This window comes from Acetobacter farinalis (assembly GCF_011516935.1).
GTDB lineage: Bacteria > Pseudomonadota > Alphaproteobacteria > Acetobacterales > Acetobacteraceae > Acetobacter > Acetobacter farinalis.
In genome coordinates, this window is the sequence record NZ_WOTF01000003.1 from 36613 (window position 1) to 60614 (window position 24002).

The 24002-nt window shown below is 59.1% G+C and carries 22 protein-coding genes and 2 tRNA genes; 3 read left to right on the forward strand and 21 right to left on the reverse strand.

The genetic code is table 11. From position 1 onward, the window contains the following. Window position 1: 1 nt before the first annotated feature. The 14 genes from nuoF to GOB82_RS05140 form a co-directional block, all read right to left on the reverse strand. Complete coding sequence (gene nuoF / locus GOB82_RS05075) at window positions 2–1330, reverse strand: NADH-quinone oxidoreductase subunit NuoF (RefSeq protein ID WP_166120546.1); 1329 nt, start codon at window positions 1328–1330, stop codon at window positions 2–4. 11 nt (window positions 1331–1341) lie between these two features. Continuing rightward, on the reverse strand, window positions 1342–1974 hold the full coding sequence (locus tag GOB82_RS05080) for a complex I 24 kDa subunit family protein (protein ID WP_166120548.1): 633 nt from the start codon (window positions 1972–1974) through the stop codon (window positions 1342–1344). Beyond that, window positions 1971–3254, reverse strand: a complete 1284-nt coding sequence (locus GOB82_RS05085; protein WP_166120551.1) for an NADH-quinone oxidoreductase subunit D — start codon at window positions 3252–3254, stop codon at window positions 1971–1973. Before GOB82_RS05085 ends, GOB82_RS05080 begins: the two co-directional genes overlap by 4 nt. After that, window positions 3251–3913, reverse strand: a complete 663-nt coding sequence (locus GOB82_RS05090) for an NADH-quinone oxidoreductase subunit C (protein WP_265794333.1) — start codon at window positions 3911–3913, stop codon at window positions 3251–3253. Before GOB82_RS05090 ends, GOB82_RS05085 begins: the two co-directional genes overlap by 4 nt. Further along, on the reverse strand, window positions 3906–4469 hold the full coding sequence (locus GOB82_RS05095) for a NuoB/complex I 20 kDa subunit family protein (RefSeq protein ID WP_043550655.1): 564 nt from the start codon (window positions 4467–4469) through the stop codon (window positions 3906–3908). The genes GOB82_RS05090 and GOB82_RS05095 overlap by 8 nt, the downstream gene beginning before the upstream one ends. Before the next feature lie 11 nt (window positions 4470–4480). Continuing rightward, a complete protein-coding gene (locus GOB82_RS05100; protein WP_166120554.1) occupies window positions 4481–4846 on the reverse strand; it encodes an NADH-quinone oxidoreductase subunit A in 366 nt (121 codons plus the stop codon). A 251-nt stretch (window positions 4847–5097) separates the two neighbouring features. Beyond that, window positions 5098–5172 (reverse strand) — tRNA-Val (locus tag GOB82_RS05105). 95 nt (window positions 5173–5267) lie between these two features. After that, a complete protein-coding gene (locus GOB82_RS05110) occupies window positions 5268–5552 on the reverse strand; it encodes an HU family DNA-binding protein (RefSeq protein WP_166120557.1) in 285 nt (94 codons plus the stop codon). 142 nt (window positions 5553–5694) lie between these two features. Continuing rightward, entirely contained in the window at window positions 5695–8211 is a 2517-nt protein-coding gene (gene lon, locus GOB82_RS05115) for an endopeptidase La (protein WP_166120560.1), read from the reverse strand. 187 nt (window positions 8212–8398) lie between these two features. Beyond that, window positions 8399–9664 carry an ATP-dependent Clp protease ATP-binding subunit ClpX gene (gene clpX, locus GOB82_RS05120; RefSeq protein WP_166120563.1) on the reverse strand — a complete coding sequence of 422 codons (1266 nt, stop codon included), beginning with the start codon at window positions 9662–9664 and terminating at the stop codon, window positions 8399–8401. 120 nt (window positions 9665–9784) lie between these two features. Next, window positions 9785–10447, reverse strand: coding sequence for an ATP-dependent Clp protease proteolytic subunit (locus tag GOB82_RS05125; protein WP_194300376.1), 663 nt, complete (start codon window positions 10445–10447; stop codon window positions 9785–9787). A gap of 169 nt (window positions 10448–10616) precedes the next feature. Continuing rightward, window positions 10617–11951: a trigger factor gene (gene tig, locus GOB82_RS05130; protein ID WP_166120568.1), complete on the reverse strand. Its 1335-nt coding sequence runs from the start codon at window positions 11949–11951 to the stop codon at window positions 10617–10619. A 90-nt stretch (window positions 11952–12041) separates the two neighbouring features. Beyond that, window positions 12042–12126 (reverse strand) — tRNA-Leu (locus tag GOB82_RS05135). 63 nt (window positions 12127–12189) lie between these two features. Beyond that, entirely contained in the window at window positions 12190–13590 is a 1401-nt protein-coding gene (locus GOB82_RS05140; RefSeq protein WP_166121066.1) for an NAD(P)H-hydrate dehydratase, read from the reverse strand. Between the two features lie 217 nt (window positions 13591–13807). Between GOB82_RS05140 and GOB82_RS05145 the strand changes: the two genes are divergently transcribed. From GOB82_RS05145 to GOB82_RS05155, 3 genes are all read left to right on the forward strand, one after another. Beyond that, on the forward strand, window positions 13808–14263 hold the full coding sequence (locus tag GOB82_RS05145) for a hypothetical protein (protein WP_166120570.1): 456 nt from the start codon (window positions 13808–13810) through the stop codon (window positions 14261–14263). 165 nt (window positions 14264–14428) lie between these two features. After that, entirely contained in the window at window positions 14429–16423 is a 1995-nt protein-coding gene (locus GOB82_RS05150) for a DEAD/DEAH box helicase (RefSeq protein WP_194300377.1), read from the forward strand. Next, window positions 16420–17745, forward strand: a complete 1326-nt coding sequence (locus tag GOB82_RS05155) for a class I SAM-dependent RNA methyltransferase (RefSeq protein ID WP_166120573.1) — start codon at window positions 16420–16422, stop codon at window positions 17743–17745. The genes GOB82_RS05150 and GOB82_RS05155 overlap by 4 nt, the downstream gene beginning before the upstream one ends. Here GOB82_RS05155 and GOB82_RS05160 read toward each other — a convergent pair. The 7 genes from GOB82_RS05160 to sufB form a co-directional block, all read right to left on the reverse strand. Beyond that, window positions 17699–18067 carry a HesB/IscA family protein gene (locus GOB82_RS05160; RefSeq protein WP_166120576.1) on the reverse strand — a complete coding sequence of 123 codons (369 nt, stop codon included), beginning with the start codon at window positions 18065–18067 and terminating at the stop codon, window positions 17699–17701. The two genes, GOB82_RS05155 and GOB82_RS05160, sit on opposite strands and share 47 nt — an antisense overlap. Before the next feature lie 16 nt (window positions 18068–18083). Next, entirely contained in the window at window positions 18084–18647 is a 564-nt protein-coding gene (locus tag GOB82_RS05165) for an SUF system Fe-S cluster assembly protein (RefSeq protein ID WP_166120579.1), read from the reverse strand. Continuing rightward, on the reverse strand, window positions 18634–19107 hold the full coding sequence (sufU, locus tag GOB82_RS05170; protein ID WP_166121071.1) for a Fe-S cluster assembly sulfur transfer protein SufU: 474 nt from the start codon (window positions 19105–19107) through the stop codon (window positions 18634–18636). The genes GOB82_RS05165 and sufU overlap by 14 nt, the downstream gene beginning before the upstream one ends. Before the next feature lie 86 nt (window positions 19108–19193). Beyond that, window positions 19194–20447, reverse strand: coding sequence for an aminotransferase class V-fold PLP-dependent enzyme (locus GOB82_RS05175; protein ID WP_166120582.1), 1254 nt, complete (start codon window positions 20445–20447; stop codon window positions 19194–19196). Then, complete coding sequence (gene sufD / locus GOB82_RS05180; protein ID WP_166120585.1) at window positions 20444–21721, reverse strand: Fe-S cluster assembly protein SufD; 1278 nt, start codon at window positions 21719–21721, stop codon at window positions 20444–20446. Before sufD ends, GOB82_RS05175 begins: the two co-directional genes overlap by 4 nt. Beyond that, window positions 21718–22494: a Fe-S cluster assembly ATPase SufC gene (sufC, locus tag GOB82_RS05185; RefSeq protein ID WP_166120588.1), complete on the reverse strand. Its 777-nt coding sequence runs from the start codon at window positions 22492–22494 to the stop codon at window positions 21718–21720. Before sufC ends, sufD begins: the two co-directional genes overlap by 4 nt. 13 nt (window positions 22495–22507) lie before the next feature. Next, the gene (gene sufB / locus GOB82_RS05190; RefSeq protein WP_166120591.1) at window positions 22508–23998 is read right to left on the reverse strand and encodes a Fe-S cluster assembly protein SufB; all 1491 of its coding nucleotides are present in this window, start codon (window positions 23996–23998) and stop codon (window positions 22508–22510) included. Window positions 23999–24002 lie beyond the last annotated feature (4 nt).

Consider the following 24002-nt stretch of genomic DNA (forward strand, 5'->3'; position numbering starts at 1 on the left):
TTTACTCCGCAGCCACTGGCACGCCGGAGGCTGGCACCTGAACCAGCCCGGTGCCGCCATGCGTTGCCTTATAGTGGCGGATGCGCGCCTCCAGCTCCGGCCGGAAATGGCGGATAAGCCCCTGAATAGGCCAGGCCGCCGCATCCCCCAGCGCGCAGATGGTATTGCCTTCCACCTGCCGGGTGACCTGCTCCAGCAGGTCAATTTCTTCCAGTTCGGCCCGCCCCTGCACCATGCGGTCCATCATGCGCATCATCCATCCGGTACCTTCCCGGCATGGCGTGCACTGCCCGCAGCTCTCATGTTTGAAAAACCGTGAGAACCGGGCAATAGCTTCCACAATATCGGTGGATTTATCCATGACGATCATGCACCCCGTTCCCAGGCCAGACTGCACGGCACGAAGACTGTCATAATCCATAAGAACAGTCTCACACACGGATTTTGGCAAGACAGGAACAGAGCAGCCACCGGGAATAACGGCCAGAAGATTATCCCACCCACCACGGACACCGCCTCCGTGCTTCTCGATAATCTCTTTGAGCGGCACACTGAGTTCTTCTTCAAAAACACAGGGTGTATTCACATGGCCGGAAATGGCCATCAACTTGCTGCCTGTATTATTCGGCCGGCCAAGCCCAGCAAACCATGCCCCTCCCCGGCGCATGATTGTCGAGGCGACGGCAATACTTTCCACGTTATTCACCGTGGTCGGGCAGCCATACAGACCCACCCCGGCAGGAAACGGCGGCTTCATCCGGGGCTGGCCTTTTTTGCCTTCCAGACTTTCCAGCTGGGCCGTTTCTTCCCCGCAGATATAGGCACCTGCTCCACGATGGATAAAGAAATCAAAATCCCAACCCGAGCCCGCAGCATTTTTACCAATAAGCCCGGCTTCATAGGCTTCATCAACAGCCACCTGAAGACGCATTGCCTCGTTGAAAAACTCACCGCGCACGTAAATATAGGCTACATGCGCACCCATTGCGAAGGCGGCAATCAGCGCACTTTCAATCAGCTTGTGCGGTTCATGCCGTAAAACTTCGCGGTCCTTGCAGGTGCCGGGCTCAGATTCATCCCCGTTGATAACGAGATAGTGCGGCTTGCCATCAGACTGTTTTGGCATGAAGGACCACTTCAGTCCGGTCGGGAAACCAGCCCCCCCACGGCCACGCAGGCCTGAGGCTTTCATTTCCGCAATAATTCCGTCACGCCCCTTTGCAAGAATGGCAGCCGTATCCTGCCAGTCACCCCGCTTGCGCGCGCCCTCAAGCCGCCAGTCCCCCTGGCCGTAGAGGTTTGTGAAGATCCGGTCCTTGTCCTGCAACATGCCCGTCTCTCCTACTTGTTTTCTGAAATGGAATGGACGGGGTCCATCAGTGTTTTACGTCCGCCTTCGGGAGCAGAACCACTGCGATTAATGGTTGGCCCTGCCGGAGGGCGTTCCCCTTTACGCAGCGATTCAATCAGCGCGACGGTACGCGGGCCGTCCATGTCTTCATAATAATCATCATCCACCTGAAGAATGGGCGCATTGGAACACGCCCCCAGACATTCCACCTGTGTCAGGGTGAACTGGCCATCCGCGCTGGTTTCTCCAAATGCCGTAATGCCCGTGGCCCGCTTGCAGGCCGCCACAACATCATCCGAGCCACGCAGCCAGCAGGGTGTGGTGGTGCAAACCTGCAAATGGTAGCGCCCCACAGGTTTTGTGTTGAACATGGTGTAAAAGGAAGCCACCTCGTAAACACGAATGGCCGCCATACCCAGCCTGCGCGCAATCTCATCCATCGCAACAACAGGCACCCATGCGCTGCCGGTCAGCCGCCCCATCTGTCTCTGTGCGATATAGAGCAGAGGCATGACCGCGCTAGCTTTGCGCTCCGGCGGATATTTGCTGAGCGCAACAACAATTTCTGCTTCGGAGGCAGAATCAAAAACAAAGCTGTCTGGTTGTGCCTGTTGGGTGTTCATCGGTCAATCTCCCCAAAAACAAGATCGAGAGAGCCAAGAACCGCCACCATATCCGCCAGCATGGACCGGCGGGACAGTTCATCCAGCGCCTGCAAATGCGCGAAACCGGTCGGACGAATTTTGCAGCGATACGGGCGATTGCTACCATCAGCCACCAGATACACCCCGAACTCCCCTTTCGGGCTTTCCACCGCCGTATATGTCGCACCCGGCGGCACATGATACCCCTCACTATAGAGCTTGAAGTGATGGATCAGCGCCTCCATCGAGCGCTTCATTTCCGCACGCGGCGGCGGGCTGAATTTCGGGTCCTGCACTTTGACCGCACCGGGCCGGATCTGTGTCAGGCACTGTTCGATAATGCTGACACTCTCACGCATTTCCGCAACACGCACCAGATAGCGATCATAACAGTCGCCATGCCGGGCTACAGGCACATTAAACTCCACCTTATGGTAATTGTCATAAGGCTGCGTACGCCGCAGATCCCACGGCACACCGGACGCCCTGAGGCAGGGGCCACTGAACCCCCACGCCAGAGCCTGCTCACTTGTAAAAATGCCAATCCCGACAGTGCGTTGCTTCCATATCCGGTTTTCCGTCAGCAGCCCTTCCAGCTCATCAATCCACGCCGGAAATTCCTTGGCCCAGGCCCCGATTTTATCTTCCAGACCCGCCGGAATATCCCGCGCCACACCGCCCGGGCGGAAATAATTGGCATGGAACCGCGCACCGGATGCTGCTTCGTAGAACTCCAGAAGCTTCTCGCGCTCTTCATACCCCCACAGGGCGGGCGTTACCGCGCCACAGTCCAGACCGAGAGCGGTAATATTCAAAATATGGTTCAGAACACGAGTGATTTCCGCAAACATCACCCTCAGCCAACGGGCGCGTTCAGGAATTTCAATCCCGAGAAGCTTTTCCGTCGCCAGCGCGAAGGCCTGCTCCTCACACATGGGAGAAACATAGTCCAGCCGGTCAAAATACGGGAGCGCCTTCTGATAGGTCTTATACTCGATCAGCTTTTCCGTACCACGGTGTAAAAGGCCGATATGCGGCACCGTGCGCGTAACAAGCTCGCCTTCCATATCCAGCACAAGGCGCAGCACACCATGCGCGGACGGGTGCTGTGGCCCGAAGTTCAGCGTGTGGGAGTTAAGCTCCAGCGTCTTGCTTTCCTGCGCAGCCCCCGGCTGGTCAGGCAGCAGGGTTTCCGGAATATCCACGCGCAGAATCTCATCTGCTTCACGGAGCAGGGCTTCCTTGCTTACATCCGTCATCCGCGTGACCTCTTGATATGCTGCCTGACTTCATGGGCCTTCTCGTCACCCGGCAAGGTCATCATGCCTTCCCAAGGGGAAACGAAGTCAAAATCCCGGAAGTCCTGCGTGAGGGAAACCGGCTCTTTCACCACCTCGCGGCGCTCCAGATCGTAACGGACCTCTTCATACCCGGTCAGCGGGAAGTCCTTACGCAGAGGGAACCCCTCAAACCCGTCATCCGTCAGGATGCGCCGCAGGTCCGGGTGCCCGGAAAACTGCACGCCGAACAGATCGTAACACTCACGCTCCCACCAGGAGGCAGACGGCCACAGCCCGGATATGGACGGCACCGGCGTCCTTTCATCCGTGGTGATAATCACGCGGATACGCTGATTATGCGTGACAGACAGCAGGTTATAGACAACCTCAAACCGCTCCGCGCGGCTGGGATAGTCCACCCCGCACAGATCCATCATCTGCTCGAAGCGGCAGGCACGATCATCCCGCAGGAACGCCATGAGCGGCAGAATCTGGTCGCGCGTGGTGCGCACCACCAGTTCCCCCTTTTCCAGCTCTGCGGAAGAGATGCCCGGCCGTGTCGTGGCGAGGGTAAAGGCCAGCGCCCCGAGGCGCCCCTGCATACGGACCTGCCGTGAGGAAACGGGACGCTCAGCCACGGAGAATGGTCCCTGTCCGACGGATTTTCTTCTGCAACAGCATAATGCCGTAAATCAGGGCCTCAGCCGTGGGCGGGCACCCGGGCACATACACATCCACCGGCACAATCCGGTCACACCCGCGCACCACGGAGTAGGAATAGTGGTAATAGCCGCCACCATTGGCGCAGGACCCCATGGAGATCACCCAGCGTGGTTCCGCCATCTGCTCGTAAAGCCGACGCAGCACCGGGGCCATCTTGTTCGTCAGCGTACCTGCCACGATCATGACATCAGACTGGCGCGGTGAGCCGCGAGGAATAATCCCCATCCGGTCCAGATCATAGCGGGGCATGTAGGCGTGGATCATCTCCACGGCACAGCAGGCCAGCCCGAACGACATGGGCCACAGGCTACCCGTACGCCCCCAGTTGACCAGCTTGTCCAGATTGGCAACCACGAAGCCCTTTTCGGCAATAGCTCCGGTAATGCCGCGCACAACAGCATCCTGCTCCGGGCCCGGAGGAAGGGCTTCCCGATTCCAGAGAATGGTTTCGTCTTGCGGATTTGCAGACATCGGCGGCTCCCTCAATCCCAGTCCAGCGCGCCTTTGCGCCATTCATATAAAAACCCGATCCCCAGAACACTCAGGAACCCCAGCATGGACAAAAAACCGAACAGGCCAATACGGGAAAGGCTGACAGCCCAAGGGAACAGGAACGCGACTTCGAGATCGAAAATAATAAAAAGGATTGCGACCAGATAAAACCGCACATCAAAGCGACGCCGGGCATCATCAAAAGCTTCAAACCCGCATTCGTATGCCGTTACTTTTTCCGGGTACGGTTTCTGCTGGCCGCATACAAGGGCCATACCTAACATTGCCGCCGCAATAACAACCGAAATAGCACCGAATACCAGAACGGGCGCGTAGTCACCAAGAACAGAGGGCATCTGTATTCCTTGCGTGAGGAAGATCGTGAAGATCAGACATCATGCAAAGGAGCCTAAACCCAAGTCCTGACAACAACCATGCCCCATCACCAGTAATAATGGGCACTTTCCCGTGATTATTTTGGTCGGGAACGTTAAAACGCCATAAATATGGCGGAATACTCAAGATTTGGGGGGGAATTCATAAAAGCGAGAGCATCTTGAATTTTCAGTGCTCTGCGCGGAACACCATGACATTCCTGAAGAAATCATGGTGGGCGATGACGGGGTCGAACCGCCGGCCCTCTCGGTGTAAACGAGACGCTCTACCTCTGAGCTAATCGCCCGCTGAAAGCGTATGTGTCACAAACAGAAGCGGCCGGCAACCCTTCCAGTGGAAGTTTTACCGGCCGGAAACCAGAAAACTGTCAGTCAGGAGACTTCAGCTCACGGCATCCTTCAGAGCCTTACCCGGCTTGAAGCGCACTGAGGTAGAGGCCGGAATATCAATTTCCTCGCCCGTACGCGGATTGCGCCCTTTGGCTGCCTTGCGTGAGGCCGTTACAAACGTGCCAAAACCGACCAGACGGACTTCCTGCTTGCGGGAAAGGGCCTTTTCGATTGCACCGAATACGGCGTCGACCACTTCTCCAGCCTTCGCCTTGGGCAGAGCTGCCTCGTCGGCCACTGCCGCAACGAGTTCCTGCTTGTTAAGTGGCTTCTCCATATTACGCCTCTCTTTGTTTATCATGAATGGAGCGGCGGGCGGCTTTAACGTCCGCCTCTCCGCTTCCCGCTCGCACTATGCAGCCGTTTTCCGTTACGTCAACCAAGCAAGCGTAAACTTCCGTCACATAGCAAAATTTACGTCAGTGCGGCAGAGCGGCTGCCACCCCATTTCCTTCCTGAGTCGGAACAACTTCGGAAACCTCTTCCCAATGAATGGGCAGGGGTTTGCGCACCAGCGCCCGCTCAATCACTTCATCCACATGCGAAACAGGGATGATTTCGAGATTATTCTTTACGGAATCAGGGATTTCAGCAAGATCCTTCTCGTTTTCCTTCGGCAGGAAAACCGTCCGGATCCCGGCCCGCAGCGCTGCCAGAAGCTTCTCTTTCAAGCCGCCAATCGGCAGTACACGCCCCCGCAGAGTGATCTCACCTGTCATGGCAACATCACGCCGCACCGGAATTCCAGTCATGACGCTGACCAGAGCCGTTGCCATGGCAATACCGGCGGACGGGCCATCTTTAGGAGTCGCACCTTCCGGCACGTGCACGTGGAAGCTCCGTTTTTCAAACAGAGTCGGCGCGATCCCAAACGTGGTGGAGCGGCTGCGCACGTAGGAAAACGCCGCTGAGACGCTCTCCTTCATGACATCACCCAGCTTGCCCGTTTCGACCACACCGCCCTTGCCAGGCACCATGACGCTTTCAATCGTGAGGATTTCCCCACCGACTTCCGTCCAGGCAAGACCGGTGACAATGCCCACCATGTCTTCCGCTTCGGTTTCGCCGTAGCGGAAGCGCTTCACGCCAGCCATCTTTTCAAGGTTATCAACCGTGACAGCAACCTTCTCAGCCTTGCCTGTCACAATCTCCTTCACCGCCTTGCGCGCCAGATTTGCAATTTCGCGCTCAAGGTTACGCACCCCGGCTTCCCGCGTGTAATAGCGGATCAGGTCGCGCAGGGCTTCATCGGTAATAGACCATTCGTCAGGCTTCAGGCTGTGCGCCTCGGTCTGCTTGGAAATCAGATGGCGGCGGGCAATCTCAACCTTCTCGTCCTCCGTGTAGCCAGACAGACGGATGATCTCCATACGGTCCAGCAGCGGCTGCGGCATATTCAGGCTGTTTGCCGTCGTGACAAACATCACATCCGACAGATCATAATCCACTTCCAGATAATGGTCTGCAAATGTGCTGTTCTGCTCCGGGTCCAGCACTTCCAGCAGGGCAGAGGCCGGGTCTCCGCGCCAGTCCGCTCCGAGCTTGTCAATTTCATCCAGCAGGAACAGCGGGTTGGAAACCTTCGCCTTTTTCATGCCCTGAATGATCTTGCCCGGCATGGACCCGATATAGGTCCGGCGATGGCCGCGAATTTCGGCTTCATCCCGCACGCCGCCCAGAGACATGCGCACATACGTGCGGCCTGTTGCCTTGGCAATGGACCGCGCCAGAGAGGTTTTCCCCACGCCCGGAGGCCCGACGAGGCAGAGAATCGGCCCCTTCAGCTTCTGGGAGCGGCTCTGAACCGCCAGATATTCCAGAATACGCTCTTTCACCTTCTCCAGAGCGTAATGGTCCGCATCCAGCACGGCTTCTGCCTCGGCCAGATCATGCCGGACCTTGGTGCGCTTCTTCCACGGGATACCCAGCAGCCAGTCCAGATAGTTCCGAACCACGGTGGATTCGGCAGACATCGCACTCATGCCACGCAGCTTTTTAAGCTCCGCGAGGGCCTTTTCCTTCGCTTCCTTTGAAAGCCGGGTTTTGGCGATGCGCTCTTCTATCTCGCTGGTTTCGTCTTTACCGTCCTCGCCTTCCCCCAGCTCTTTCTGAATGGCTTTCAACTGCTCGTTCAGATAATATTCGCGCTGGGTTTTCTCCATCTGGCGCTTTACGCGGTTGCGGATTTTCTTCTCAACCTGCAACACGCCGATTTCCGCTTCAATATGCGCGAAAACCTTCTCAAGCTGCGCAAGAACGGAGGGAGCCTCCAGAATTTCCTGTTTCTCGGAAATCTTGAGATTCAGATGGCTGGCAACGGTATCAACCAGCTTGGAGAGATCACTGATCTGGTTGAGGGAGACCAGAACTTCAGACGCGATCTTCTTGTTGAGTTTGATATACTGCTCAAACTGGGAGACGATGGACCGGCCAAGCGCTTCAGCTTCCGCGCCTTTTGCCGGGTCTTCCACCACATCTTCAATTTCAGCTTCAAAATGCCCGTCAACATCGTGCAGGGCTTTCACCCGCGCACGGCGGACACCTTCCACCAGCACTTTCACCGTGCCATCAGGCAGCTTGAGCAGTTGCAGGATGGTGGAGAGGGTGCCGAAGCGATAGACATCATCCGCACCCGGATCATCCTGCGCGGCATCTTTCTGCGCAACCAGAAGAATTTGCCGGTCTTCACGTGTGACGGATTCCAGCGCCTTGACGGATTTTTCACGCCCGACAAACAGCGGGACAATCATGTGCGGGAATACAACAATGTCACGCAGCGGCAGAACGGCAATGCGCCCACGCCCGCGTTCCGCAACAGCCGGAGGGGCGGCCTCTTCCGGAACACTCACAGGCACTTCAGCCGGAGAGACTGCCGCGGGGGTTTCCGCAGGAGATTTGCGCTTACGTTTTACTGCTGGTTTTTCATTATCAGCCATAACCATGACCTCCTTCAAGGACGATCCAGGCCGGGCACCCGTCTTGTGGCATACCCAAGCCTGCGGAAACCTGCCAACAGGCTTCCAACACCTACCATGTCGTTACGAACGCCCCATTCTGCAATGGGTTAACCAGAAAACCCGCCCCGCAGACCCCATCGGGCCTGCGGGCGCTGTTTTGCAGTTCTTAGGCTGACTGCTCTGTAGGGACGTCTTTCCGCTTCCCGTAAACATAGACCGGGTTTGTTTTTTCCTCGGCCACGTCACGATTGACCACCACTTCTTCCACGTTCTCAAGGCCGGGAAGATCGAACATGGTGTTCATCAGGATGCTTTCCATGATGGAACGCAAACCACGGGCACCCGTCTTGCGGGTAATCGCGCGGTCCGCAATCGCCTTCAGAGCATCCTCCGTGAAGGAAAGCTGGACATCCTCCATCTGGAACAGGCGCTGATACTGCTTGACCAGAGCATTTTTCGGCTCGGTCAGAATTCTGATCAGGGCGGCCTCGTCCAGATCTCCCAGCGTTGCCAGAACAGGCAGACGGCCGATAAATTCCGGGATAAGCCCGAATTTCATCAGGTCTTCCGGCTCCACATCATGGAGAATTTCACCGGTCTTCCGCTCATCGGGGGAGCGCACGTCAGCCCCGAAGCCGATCCCGGTTCCCTTGCCACGCGCTGTGATGATCTTGTCCAGACCAGCAAAGGCCCCGCCACAGATAAACAGCATGTTCGTGGTATCCACCTGCAGGAATTCCTGCTGCGGATGCTTGCGCCCACCCTGCGGCGGCACGGATGCCACGGTGCCTTCCATCAGTTTCAGCAGTGCCTGCTGCACGCCTTCACCGCTCACGTCACGCGTGATGGAGGGGTTGTCAGACTTGCGGGAAATCTTGTCGATTTCATCGATGTAGACAATGCCGCGCTGGGCGCGTTCCACATTGTAGTCAGACGCCTGCAACAGCTTGAGAATGATGTTTTCAACATCTTCCCCCACATAACCGGCTTCGGTCAATGTGGTGGCATCCGCCATGGTGAACGGCACATCCAGAATGCGGGCCAGGGTCTGCGCAAGCAGGGTCTTGCCCGAACCGGTGGGGCCTACCAGCAGGATGTTGGACTTTGCGAGTTCAACATCATTACCCTTGGTGGCCTGCGTCAGCCGCTTGTAATGGTTATGGACGGCAACAGAGAGAACCTTTTTCGCCTCAAACTGCCCGATCACATAATCATCAAGAACCTTACAGATCTCTCTGGGAGTCGGCACACCCTCGCGCGACTTTACCAGTGTCGTCTTGTGCTCTTCACGGATGATATCCATGCAGAGTTCAACACACTCATCGCAGATGAACACAGTCGGGCCAGCAATAAGCTTGCGCACCTCGTGCTGCGATTTCCCGCAGAAAGAACAATAGAGCGTGTTTTTGGAATCGCCGGACTTTGCGTTCATCAGTCCACTCCCTCGATCGTCCCGGCTCTCAGAGAACCAGAAGCCGGGTTACAAACCCTATCTGCCTTGCTGCGGGCAGACCACCCCTGCCATTGGGCAGGGGCTTCAATGCACACCAGATTAAGGATGGCTTTTATCCTTCTTTCCAGTCTCTGTGGCCTTATGATGGCTGATCACCTTATCAACAATACCGAAAGATTTCGCTTCCTCGGCTGACATATAGGTATCGCGCTCAAGCTTGTGCTCGATATCCTCAAGGGTCTGACCGGTATGTTCGCGATAGATCTCGTTCAGGCGCTGCCGGATAATGAGGATTTCCTTGGCCTGGATTTCAATGTCACTGGCCTGCCCCTGCGCACCGCCGGACGGCTGATGCACCATCACGCGGGCATTCGGCAGAGCGAAACGGCGCCCGGCCTCACCACCAGCCAGCAGCAGGGAGCCCATGGAGGCCGCCTGACCGATACAGACTGTGCTGACGGGGCTGCGGATATACTGCATCGTATCGTAAATCGCGAGCCCTGCCGACACAACGCCGCCGGGGCTGTTGATATAGAAAGAAATTTCTTTCGTCGGGTTCACGCTTTCCAGATAAAGGAGCTGTGCGGAAATCACAGATGCGACCTGATCATAGACCGGTCCGGTCAAAAAGATAATCCGTTCCTGAAGCAGGCGGGAATAGATATCAAATGCCCGCTCACCCCGGGAGGTCTGTTCGACCACCATCGGCACCAGAGCGTTGCTGAAAACCTCAACGGGATCACGATCCCTCATGTCAGTCATTCCCGTAAAAAAACCTGCACCATCCCTCCCCGCACCTGCCCGAAGACAGTGCCCGGTTCAGGCACTCTCAATCAAGATAGAGATAAAGTGGCAAGATGCCACCCCGGAAAAGAAAAACTACCCTGAAAAAGAATGTCCCGCCGGTTCACACCGGCGGGACACAAATTTCTCAGATATCAGCCGGGGGGATATCCGATAACTCTTCCGGAGTAACTTCCTTGTCCTCCACTTTCGCAAGTTCAATCAGATAATCGACAACCTTGTTCTCGAAAATCGGACCGCGAAGGGATTCAATGGCCTGCGGGTTGTTCTGGAAGAAGGTGAAAACCTCCTTCTCCTGACCCTGATAGCGCATGGCTTCCGCACGCATGGCGCGACCAAGTTCATCCTGTGTGACCGTAATGGCGTTCTTGCGGCCGATTTCAGCCAGAAGCAGACCGAGCTTCACGCGGCGTTCGGCAATCTTGCGATAATCGGAACGCAGGGTTTCTTCGTCTTTCCCTTTGTCTTCATCGTCAAGCTGGCCGTCTTTACGGTCGGCTTCAACGCGCTGCCAGATCTGCTGGAACTCGGCCTCAACCATGCCCTGAGGAGCCTGGAAATCGGTTTTCGTTGCCAGTGCGTCCAGCAGTTCGCGCTTGATGCGCAGGCGGGAGAGCTGTTCGTATTCGCCTTCAATCTGCTTGCGGACGAGGTCACGCAGCTGTTCAAGCGTTTCGAAACCAAGCTGTTTGGCCAGTTCATCATCAATCGGCGCATCAACCGGCTTTTTCAGCGATTTGACGGTGATGTCAAAGGTCGCTTCCTTGCCTGCCAGCTCTTCCGCCCCGTAATTTTCCGGGAACGTCACGGTGATGACTTTTTCCTCACCGGCCTTCATGCCTTCAATCTGCTCGGCAAAGCCGGGAATGAAGCCTTCGCCGCCGATCTCGACATTGACGTCCTGCGCCGTGCCACCATCGAACGGCACGCCGTCGCGCTTGCCGAGGAAGTCAACGCAGACAACGTCACCCTTTACAGCCGGGCGAACTTCTTCAACCGTTTCAAAGGTACGCTGGCGCTTGGCAACGTCTGCCACGATCTTGTCGATGGCTTCATCGCTGGCAACAGCCTTCAGGCGTGTCAGGGAGAGATCAGACAGATCCGGCACGGTGATGTCGGGCAGGATTTCGGTTTCAACCTTGAACTCAAGGTCCTTGCCGTCATCTTCCTGACCGGAAACCAGCTCAACCTGCGGCTGGCCGGCGGGGCGCAGGCCGCGCTCTTCCAGTGCCGTGCGCAGGGCGTCAGACACTGCCTGCTCGAGCACTTCCGCACGCACGGCCTCGCCATGGCGCTGGCGCGCCAGAGAGACAGGCACCTTACCCGGACGGAAACCCGGAAGAGTCAGGTTGGCAGCAACCTCTTTCAGACGCGCATCGCGCTTTTCTGCAAGCTCCGCTGCCGGAATGGTAATGGTGAAACCACGCTTCAGCCCTTCGGAGAGGGTGTCAGTAACCTGCATCGGCCAGGCCTTCCTTTCGGTACAAACTCAAATTCCCCGCTGCAATGTGCCGAAAGGCTGCCGCGGAACAGGACGGGAGCACCACAAAAATGGTACGGGCGGAGGGACTTGAACCCCCACGACTTGCGCCACCAGAACCTAAATCTGGCGTGTCTACCAATTCCACCACGCCCGCACGGTAAAACCCCGTCACAAGTTGCGAGCACTTAGCCCAGAGTGCCGCTCCCGGCAAGAGACACTACGCACATCTTTCCGCTTCATTCTGCAATCGGGTCGCTTTTTCTCGCGCCGGGCCCAGATAGCGGTCCAGATCCTCCGCAACAGGCCAGGCACCAGCCTGCAAACCGGCCTCTCCATGCAGCCACACGCCGGCGCAGGCAGCCTCCCACACCGGCATTCCGGCAGCAAGAAGCGCGGCAATCACACCGGAAAGCGTATCACCGGACCCCGCCGTGGCCAGAGCGGGACTCGCGTGATCATTGATCGCAAGCCGCCCGTCCGGCGCGGCAATGAGGGTGGAGGCCCCTTTCAGCACGACAACCGCATTGAGAAATGCCGCCGCTTTCCGCACGGACTCTGGCGGATTTTCAACTGGCGAGCCGAACAGACGGGTAAACTCCCCCTCGTGCGGCGTGATCACCGCGACGCCCCGCAACTTTTCCGGGCATCCTGCCGCGGCGGAAAGCGCTCCGGCATCAGCCAGCACGCATTTCCGGGCCGCCAGCAGCACCGGAAGGGTTTGAGCCACCTCATCTGTCGTCAGGCCCGGCCCGCACACCCAGACAGCCCGCCGTGTATCTGCCAGTAAACTCTCCAGAGAGCCGTCATCAACCACCAGCCCCGGCGCACCAAGCCGATAGGCCGGAGCGGCCTCCCCCGCAGCCAGACGCACCAACCCCGCGCCAGCGGCGCGGGCACCTCCGGCGCACAGGCGGGCCGCCCCGGGCATGGAGCGCCCGGCACAGACACTGACCACCCCACGCGTATATTTATGGCTTTCAGGCCCCGGCTCCGGCAGATGCCACAGCCCCGGCGCATTGCGCCATGCGCGAGGGTGAACCTGCGTCAGGGCAGCCTGCGGCATGCCGATATCCGCCAGAACAAGACGGCCCATGTAGCTGAGCCCCGGATAAAGCAGGTGCCCCGGCTTGAACCGGCAGAAGGTGACAGTCATGGCCGCACGCGGCGCACTGCCGCGCACCCGCCCTGTCGCGCCATCAATTCCGGAAGGGATATCAACCGCCACGACCTTGCGTGCGGCCTGCAACAGCGCGGCGGCCTCACCGCTCACATCGCGGCTCAAGCCCGCACCAAAGACAGCGTCTATCACGAGGTCCGAGCGCGCGACTTCCGCCAGCGTGAAAGGCACCCGCAGCCCCTGAAAGCGCGCGGAGGCCTCCGCCGCAGCCGAGCCAGCACGGGGGGGCACCATATCCGCCACGGCAACTGACCAGCCTGCTTCATGCAGGAAGCGGGCCGCAACAAAACCATCCCCCCCGTTATTGCCCGGCCCGCACAGCACCAGCACCCGGCATGGGCGCATAAACCGCCGCACGGCCCGGGCCACGGCCCACCCTGCGCGGTCCATCAGATCGGAAACGGGAACCTGGGCTGAGGCCAGCCTGTCCACCTCCCCCATCTCCTCTGGTGTATACAGGCTGAGTGCGGAAAGCGGCGATACAGGCACGGAAATCCTCCTGATGCAGGGAGCCCCGGAATGAAAGTCTTGCTGAATACTGACTTGCACGCACGCTCACCGCTTGGCAATCAGGCAAGCTGATAGCGCATCAGGAGAGCCTTTCAGCCGCTGGTGCGCCTGTTCCTGAAGTCAGCCTTATTTTGCGAGCGGAGTCCGCATGCCTCATTCCATTCTCTGGAGCGCCATCCTCGCTCTTCACCTTGGCAGCATGATGTTCTGGATAGGGGGTATCGCCTATGCCGCCCTCATCATGAGCCGGAGCCTCTCCCTGCTGGACACCACACAGCGCAATTCCGTTCAGCTCCAGTCACTGGGGCGGTTTTTCCGGGTGCTGATGCATGTCATCCCCACGGGGCTGATCACGGGCTGGCTGATGATCCTCCATGAAGGTGGCTTCGCGCATATGCCATGGACCACCAACCTCATGCAGCTCCTCGGCGTGATCATGGCGGCTCTGTCCGTGCGCATCCTCACCGGCCCCTTCCAGAAAGCCCGGCGCGCCCTGCGCCCGCAACCCGCTCTGTTCGACTCGATCCGCAAGCAGCTTCTGGTTATCCTGTTTCTCGGACTGGTCAGCATTATTGCCGCCGCTCTGGGCCATCCGTTCGTGTAAAATCGGAAGGGCGGACGGGGAAAGCTTGATTCTGGCGGGAAATGCCTTTATCGCAGCAAGCGCCTGACCGGCTTCAGCTTGCATCTCTGCTCCGGCCTCTGGAGCATAAAAAACCAAGGCCAGTCGGTCCATGATCACAACGACTGAAGTATCTCCGAGAGCATATTGATAGCCAAAACGCCCACCCGCACCCGCAAGACAACGACGCGCAGCCGCACAAAAACGGCTGCCACCGCTGTAGAGACGGCCACAACGGAGACGGGCGCAGAAGCGCTTGAAGCCGCTCCTGCCAAAAAGGCGGAAGCACCGAAAACACCTGCGCGCCGGCGCAGGAAAGCCGCCGAGCCGGCCGTAGCGCCAGAACCGGCCGCCGTACAGGAAGAGGCTGAAACCTCCTCCGCGCAGCCGGCTGAAGCCGCGGCCCCTGCCGCGAAAGCGGCAGCAAAGCCCGCACGGACCCGCCAGAAAGCGGCTCCCGCGAAAAAACCTGCCCGTGCAAAAGCCACTGCGAAACCAGCAGCGGAGCCCAAGAGTGAGCCCGCAGCCCGGCAGGACGCAGCCCCCGCAGGCGTTGAACCCCAGACTGCTCCGCTGGACGCCCCGCCTGCCCCCGTCAAAAGTGAACAGGTGCCGGCCGTAGTGGCCCCCGCTCAGGAAAAAGCGGCGGAAACCCCGGCGGAAACCAAGACAACCTTTGCTGACCTTGAACTGTCAGCCCCCATTCTGAGCGCTATTTCCGACATGGGATATGTTCATCCCACTCCCATTCAGGAACAGGCCATTCCGGCCATTCTGATGGCGCGGGACGTTCTGGGCGTGGCCCAGACCGGAACTGGGAAAACAGCCTCCTTTACGCTGCCCATGCTGGAAATTCTTTCCGGCTCACGGGCAAGAGCGCGTATGCCGCGCTCCCTGATTCTGGAACCCACACGGGAACTGGCTCTTCAGGTTGCTGAAAATTTTGTCAATTACGGCAAAAACCTCAAACTGACCCATGCGCTGCTGATTGGCGGCGAGAGCATGGCGGACCAGAAAGATGTGCTGAACCGGGGTGTGGATGTGCTGATTGCCACCCCCGGCCGCCTGCTGGACCTGTTCGAGCGGGGCGGCCTGCTGCTCACCCAGACGAAAATTCTGGTGATTGATGAAGCAGACCGTATGCTGGACATGGGCTTCATCCCCGACATTGAAAAAATTGTCGGCCTGCTGCCCGCCAACCGCCAGACGCTCTTCTTTTCCGCCACTATGGCTCCGGCCATCAAGCAACTGGCGGATGCCTTCCTGCATTCACCCAAGGAAATCACGGTCAGCCGTGCCTCTTCCGTTGCGACCACCATCACGGCGGGTCTGGTGATTGTGGATGAGCACAACAAGCGCGAAACACTCCGCAAACTGCTGCGCGACTCCAGCATGCAGAACGCCATTGTGTTCTGTAACCGCAAGCGCGATGTGGATGTGCTGATGCACTCCCTGCAGAAGCATGGCTTCTCCGTAGGCGCGCTACATGGAGACCTGCCGCAGTCTGTCCGCTTTGCGACTCTTGAGAAGTTCAAGAACAACGAGCTGAAGATTCTGGTGTGTTCAGACGTTGCCGCACGCGGGATCGACATTGGCGGTCTGTCTCACGTCTTCAATTTCGACCTACCGTTCCATGCGGAAGATTATGTCCACCGGATTGGCCGCACAGGCCGCGCCGGAAAGGAAGGCCATGCGTACAGTCTGGCCACGCCCTATGACAAAAATCTGGCCGATGCCATTGAAACCCTGACCGGCAAGACCATTCCGCGTCTGACGATTGACGGCATTGAGCAACTGGAATGGTCGGACGAGAAGCGTCCGTCTCATGGCCGCCGCAGGGAAACGCCCGGCGCGAAGCCCACCTCCGGACCGCGGAACGAAAAACCCGCCGCCCCGAAGCAGCAGAAGCCCGCCGCCGCAGCCCCCGCGCCTCACGCCGCGCAGGAAACACGCGCCCCGGCTGCGCGCCTGCCCCGCCGCGAGGACGCACCGCCGATGCCCGCCGGAGATGTGGTCGGGTTTGGGCAGAGCGTCCCTGCTTTCATGCAGTTGCCGCGCCGCACGACCATTCTGGCCAATCTTCCGGCCCCGACCGCAGACGTTTCTGTTTCTGAAGAAGAGGCCGCAAAGCACTCAACGTGACAGCTCACACACCGGAGCAGCACGCTTCAGAAACAGCCGAAACCTCCATTGCCTATCTTGGCGCACAGGGTGACGGCGCCGCGATACTGCCAGATGGCCATACTGTGCACGTGCCCTACACCCTGCCGGGAGAGCGGGTGCGGATAGCACATACGGCCTCTGGCAAATGGTCCCTTGTGGATGTTCTCTCTCCCTCACCCGCCCGGGTAGAGCCTGAATGTGCTCTGTTTGGCCTGTGCGGCGGCTGCACGCTCCAGCATATGGACCGCGCGGCCCTGCTGGCCTGGAAAACAGGCCGGGTGAGAGCCGCTCTTGAAAAAGCTGGTTTTTCTGATCTGCCTGAGCCTCAGGCCTTTCAGGTGCCGCCGCACAGCCGCCGCCGGGCGGATCTTGCCGTGCGCAGGCAGGGGAAGGATATCCTGCTCGGCCTGCATGGCCGGGGCAGTGCGGATGTGGTTGATCTGACAACCTGCCCCGTTCTTCACCCCGCCATTATGGCGTGCCTGCCTGCCCTTCGGCAGACATTGAGAAGTCTGGAAGGCCTGTATCGCGCGGGTGATGTCCGGATCAATCTGCTGGAATCGGGGCTCGATATTCTTCTGGTCACAGATGGACCGCTTTCCACGGCTGACCGCAGCAGACTCGCAGCCCTTTCTTCGGAACAATCTATTCCGCGCATCTGCTGGCAGCGGCAGGGAGACCAGGGCCTTCCTGAAACGGCCGCCCAGACCGGCCCCGTGCAGCATGTTCTGGCAGGTTCAACGGTCAACCCGCCGACGGGCGCGTTCTTTCAGGCCACTGCCGAAAGTGAAGCCCTGATCCAGAACGCGGTGCTGGAGGCTCTGCCCCCGAAGATGGGGAAGCGCGACAGTGTGTTTGAACTCTACGCAGGCTGTGGCACGCTCAGCTTCTCGCTGGCCAGCCGCGCCCGCGTGCAGGCTTACGAAGGCTATCCGCCAGCCGCAGAAGCCCTGAAAAACGCTTCTGGCGGCTCGCGTCTTGCCGTGGAATGCCGGGATCTGAACCGACAGCCGATTATGGCGAAGGATCTGGCCACCGCAGCCTGTGTGGTGCTCGACCCGCCCCATGTCGGAGCCAAATTACAGATGAAACAGATTACGCAGGGCAAGCCCCGCAGCGTGATTTATGTGAGCTGTAACCCCGCCGCACTGAGCAAGGATGCTTCAGCCCTTCAGGCCGCAGGCTATCGTTTGACCAGTGTGACGGTTATTGACCAGTTCCTGTGGTCAACCGAGGTGGAAGCCGTTTGCGGCTTCACACATGAAAGCTCTCGCCGCAGCCGCACCGGCCCTTCTCGTTAGGATTGAGGAAGACAAACCCTTCCTCAAGCTCGGTCTGGTGGTAATCCATCTGTGTGCCGATAAGGAACAGGGTCGCCTTGCGGTCCACCAGCAGTGTCAGCCCTTTGTCTGACACCACCTCATCCCCCTCGCTCGGGCCATCCACAAACTGCATGTCATAGGCTTTACCCGAGCAGCCTTTGGTGGTCACACCAATGCGCAGAAGCTGCCCGGCATGCGCCGTCTTATACAGATGCTCAAGGCGCGCAGCCGCTGCCTCTGACAGGCGCATGAGGGGCGGCAGAGCTTTTCTGGCGGGCGGCACAACACTGGTCTGAGACATCGCTCCGTCCTTTCACTTAAAACATATTCAGGGCAAGGCGGGCTTCATCGCTCATGCGCGACATATCCCATGGCGGGTCCCACACCACCTCCACCTGAGCCGAGGCAACCCCCGGCACTTTCTCGACCGCCTCTTTCACCTGCACCGGAAGTTCCTGTGCGCTGGGGCAATTGGGGGCAGTCAGGGTCATTTCAATTTTCACGCGGCCATCGTCATACAGATCAATCGCGTAAATCAGCCCCAGTTCGTAAATATTGACCGGAATTTCCGGGTCATGAACCGTTGCAATCGCTTCAATAACGGCCTCTTCAGAGGCAGGGCCGGACGCCGAACCTTCAGACGCAGGGGCTGTTGCCACCTCTGAGGAAGACTGCCCCTCTACCGATGCGGCACTGGCACTGGCACTGGCACTGGCACTGGCAGACCCGGCATCCGCGTTATCGGGTGTCCAGCTTTCCACTCTGGCTGTCTCCCCACGCCCTTGCGGGCCTTCCGCGTGCAGGACAGCTCCGGCGGTCTCCTGCCGCTCGGCGTCCTGATCCAGCATTTCAGGAGCATGCACCTTTTCAGACGTCGACATGAGAAAGCGCCTCCTTCAAAGCAACCCAAGGTAGTTCTGCGCAGCGGTGCCTCGCCCGGTGCGCGCGCAGTGGGGCAAATGCTTCCAGCGGCCCCAGCGCAGATGTTTCCGTATGCGCATCCGGTGCGCTGCCCGAGTCCCCCACCAGCATGGCGGAAAACCGGTGGCTCATATCCCGGGCCTGCAAGACGGTCAGACCCGTGACCCGTTCCGCCATCAGGTCAGCCGCTGCAAGGCAGATGGCGCAGCCACGGGTCTGATGCCTGATCTGACTGATATGGGTGTCCATCATCTGAAGTTCCACCCGAGTCTTGTCCCCACACAGCGGGTTTTTCCCCTCCCCCTGCGCGTCCGCCTGCTCCAGCCGCCCGGCGTATTGCGGCGTGCGGGCACGCTCGACAATCAGCCGATCATAGAGAGCGCCACTATCCGCCAGAGTGCTGTTCCCCGACGTATGCACTTCAGGGCTGGTCACACCCGCACTCCGCACCCCGAAACCATTCGCCTCCGGGTGGGGCGCAGCGAGGCTGTTCGCACCCGACGTGGTCACACAAAGAAATTCCGGATCCGCACCAGCGTATCCACCAGTGTGTCGATTTCTTCCGGCAGTGTGTAAACGCCAAAGCTGGCTCTGGCGGTGGCGCTCAGCCCGAGGCGACGCATGAGTGGTTCCGCGCAGTGGTGCCCGGCGCGCACGGCAACTCCGTTCCGGTCGAGCAGGGTTGCGATATCATGAGGGTGGACATCATCCATGGTGAAGGAAATCACCCCGCCGCGCTCCTTGGGCTGCCCGATAACCTTCAGGCCCGGCACATCCGCCAGCCGCGTGAGGGCATGTGCCGTCAAGGCGGCTTCATGCGCGGCAATGGCCTCGAACCCGATGGCCTCAACCCAGGAGATGGCCGCACCCAGACCGATGGTCTCGATAATAGCTGGCGTGCCCGCCTCGAACTTGTGCGGCACATTCGCCCAGGTGGATTTTTCAAACGTGACGGTGGAAATCATATCTCCGCCACCCAGAAACGGCGGCATGGCTTCCAGCAGGGCCTTGCGTGCCCACAGCACGCCAATGCCCGTCGGCCCATACAGCTTGTGCCCGGTAAACGTATAGAAATCCGCCCCCAGCGCCTGCACATCCGTTTTACGATGCACAACGAACTGGCTGCCATCAAACAAAACCTGCGCCCCGGCAGCGTGCGCTATCTCGGCTATACGCTTTGCGGGTGTCACCGTGCCGAGCACGTTGGACATGTGGGTAACGGCAACCAGAGCCACCTTCCCATCCGCCAGCAGGCCCTGCAGGGCATCAAGATCGATATCCCCGGCCTCTGTAATCGGGGCCACGCGCAGTTCAATGCCGGCCCGGTCCCGCAGCATCTGCCACGGGATCAGGTTGGCGTGGTGTTCCATCTCGGAAATCACCACCGCCTGCCCCGGCTTGAGCAGGGCGCCAAAGGAATGCGCCACCAGATTGATGGCTTCCGTGCTGTTGCGCGTGAAGATGATTTCGTCACGGGATGGCGCGTTCAGGAAATGCGCGACCTGATCACGCACCGCTTCATACGCTTCCGTTGTCCGCTCGCTCATCCAGTGCAGGCCGCGATGGATATTGGCGTACTGACCGCGCATGGTGTGCGTCATCGCGTCAATCACCGCATCCGGTTTCTGGGCCGAGGCGGCACTATCCAGAAACACCAGAGGGCGGTCATGCACCGTCTGTGACAAAATGGGAAACTGCTGGCGGATGGCCGCCACATCCAGATCCTGCCGGGATTTTTCCCGAGTGGCTGCCTCGGTCATACCGTCTCTCCTGTAACAGGGAACGCACCCGCCAGCATCTGCACGCACAGTGCGCGGGCAGTTTCATCTTCAACCAGAGCCAGTGCCTCATCCATAAACGCATGAATGAGAATCTGGCGGGCTTCCGCATCCGGCACGCCGCGACTGCGCAGGTAGAAAAGCTGGTCTTCATCCAGCGCCCCTACGGTCGCACCGTGGCTGCACTTCACATCATCCGCATAGATTTCAAGCTCGGGCTTGGCATCAATTTCCGCGGTTTCAGAGAGCAGGAGCGCCTGATTCATCTGATAGCCATCAGTTTTCTGCGCAACCCGGTCCACATAGACCTTGCCCTGAAACACGCCGCGGGCATGGCCATCCAGCACATTCCGCACTGTCTGGCGGGAGATGCAGTCCGGCGCGGCATGGGTCACCACGCTGGTGATATCCCCAATCTGCCTTGCCGCCAGCCTCTGCGCCCCATTCACATGCACCGTGGCATGCGGGGCTGACAGACGCGCGTGAATCTCCTGTCGGGAGAGCGCCCCGCCGATACCCAGAACAAAACTGTCATAGGTTCCGCGACCGGCGACATCGGCATAGGTGGTGGCCAGACAGGCGGCAGCCTCCCCTTCTTTCTGAAGAGTAATATGCTTCAGGCTGGCATGCTCACCCACGCGCACTTCCAGCACGGGATTATGCAGATAGCGCCCGCGCCCTGCCTGAATGCTGATCAGGACAAGACTTGCGCCTTCCTCCAGCGTCACGGCATGACGGGGGTGGAAGGACACGGCCTCATCAGTCTGCCCCAGCGAAACCAGCAGGACATGGCCCACGTTTTTCCCGGCAGGCACTTGGAGCTGCGCTCCATCCTCCGCAAGAACGGTGTTCAGGGCTGTCAGCGGGTCACGGTCCGGGCTGGAGAGTGTGCCAAAGGTCTGGGCCTTTGCGAAGAAAGACACCTCAACACCCGAAGGCAGCACGGAAAACGGTGCGGCATAGCGCCCGTTGACAAAAACCAGACGCGGCAGATCAGCCAGCGGCCCGGCGGCCAGCCCCAGCTCTTCAAGCTGCGCCTGAATCTTCCCGGCATCATAGAGATCACCGGGGGCGGCCAGCGGTGTTTCATTCAGAAAACGGAGGCTGGTATAGCGCCATTCCTCCACGCGGCGGTCAGGCAACCCGCTTCTGTGCAAAGCGCCTGCCGCAGCCTTGCGAACCGGGTCTGTCACCCGGTCCAGACGTGTGCCGAACGGGGCCAGAGTTTCTGACCTGTCTTGGGTGATTGCGCTCACGCCGCTTCTGCCTCCGCAAGAAACCGGGTGTACCCCTCACGGTCAATCTGCTGGGCCAGTTCCGGCCCACCGGAATGAATAACCCGGCCTTTGGCCACCACATGAATGCGGTCGGGCACCAGATAGTCCAGCAGGCGCTGGTGGTGGGTGATAACCAGCGCCGAGAAAGTGGGAGACCGGAGGCGATTGACCCCCTCCGCCACAATCCGCAGGGCATCCACATCCAGACCACTATCGGTTTCATCCAGAATGGCGAATGAGGGCTGAAGAAGTGTCATCTGCAACACTTCATTGCGCTTCTTTTCACCCCCGGAGAAGCCGACATTCACGTTCCGCTTCAGCATCTCGGGAGACATGGAAAGCTCCTTGGCTGCGGCGCGTGCTGTCTTCAGGAAGGCCACGGCATCCAGCTCATCCTGCCCGCGCGCACGGCGCACGGCGTTCACAGCCGTCCGCAGGAAGTTGGCATTGTTCACGCCCGGCAGTTCGATGGGAGACTGGAAAGCCAGAAAGAGGCCAGCCGCAGCCCGCTCTTCCGGTTCCATATCGAGCAGGTTCTGCCCCTGAAACGTCACGCTGCCAGCAGTAACTTCATAATCCTCACGCCCGGCGAGCACATAGGCCAGGGTTGATTTCCCTGAGCCGTTCGGCCCCATGATGGCATGAACCTCACCCGGCGGAATGCTGAGATCCACACCCTTGAGGATTTCCTTTTCCTGCCCGTCAGCATCAATCCGGGCGCACAGACCGGAGATATCCAAAAACTGGGTCATGTCTTGCCCTTCCTTACCCTACGCTGCCTTCGAGGCTGATCTGCAATAATTTCTGGGCTTCCACGGCAAATTCCATGGGCAGCTCCTTCAGCACGTCACGGCAGAATCCGTTGACGATAAGCCCCACCGCATCTTCTTCGGAAAGCCCGCGCTGGCGGCAATAGAACAGCTGGTCTTCCGAGATTTTGGAGGTTGTGGCTTCATGTTCAATGCGCGCGCCCATATTGCGGCTTTCGATGTAGGGCACGGTATGTGCACCACATTGATCCCCGATCAGAAGGCTGTCGCACTGTGTGAAATTCCGCGCGCCGGATGCCTTCGGCAGCACGCGCACAAGGCCACGATACGTGCTGTCCGACCGGCCGGCGCTGATGGTCTTGGCGATGATGGTCGAGCGCGTATTCCGCCCGATATGGATCATCTTGGTGCCGGTATCGGCCTGCTGGCAGTTGTTTGTCACCGCCACGGAATAGAATTCTCCCACAGAGCCTTCCCCCTGCAGAATGCAGGACGGATATTTCCATGTGATGGCTGAGCCGGTTTCCACCTGCGTCCAGGAAATTCTGGAGCGTGCGCCACGGCATGCGCCGCGTTTGGTCACAAAATTATAGATCCCGCCCCGGCCGTTTTCATCGCCCGGGTACCAGTTCTGCACCGTAGAATATTTGATGGAGGCATCTTCCATCGCCACCAGTTCCACCACTGCGGCATGAAGCTGGTTTTCATCCCGCATGGGGGCCGTGCAGCCCTCAAGATAGGAGACGGAAGCGCCATCTTCCACCACAATCAGCGTCCGCTCGAACTGCCCGGTATTTCTGGCATTGATACGGAAATAGGTGGAAAGCTCCATCGGGCAGCGCACACCTTTGGGCACGAACACGAAGGAACCATCCGTAAACACGGCGGAGTTCAGGGCTGCGTAGAAATTATCGCCCGCGGGCACCACGCTCCCCAGATACTGGCGGACCAGATCCGGATGTTCACGCACGGCCTCGGAAATCGGGCAGAAAATCACTCCTGCCTCTTCCAGCGTCTTGCGGAAGGTGGTGACAACGGAAACACTGTCAAACACCGCATCCACCGCCACCGGCAGACGCGCCTGCTCTCCCTCCGGCACCTCCACGCCTGCCAGCATCGCCTGCTCATGCAGCGGAATGCCCAGCTTTTCGTAGGTCCGCAGCAGTTCCGGGTCCACTTCATCAAGCGATTTCGGGCCGGGTTTCTTTTTGGGAGCCGCGTAGTAATGCAGATCCTGAAAATCAACAGGCGGGTAAGACACTTTGGCCCATGTGGGCTCTTTCATGCCCTGCCAGGCGCGGAAAGCCGCAAGGCGCCAGTCCAGCAGCCACTCCGGCTCTTCTTTCTTGGCGGAAATCAGGCGAATGGTATCTTCCGTCAGCCCCTTGGGGGCGAGGTCCATATCAATCTCGGTCTCGAAGCCCCATTTATAGGAAGACTGACCGAGTTGTTCGACTGCTTCACGCGTTTCGGTGACTGCCGGCATTTGT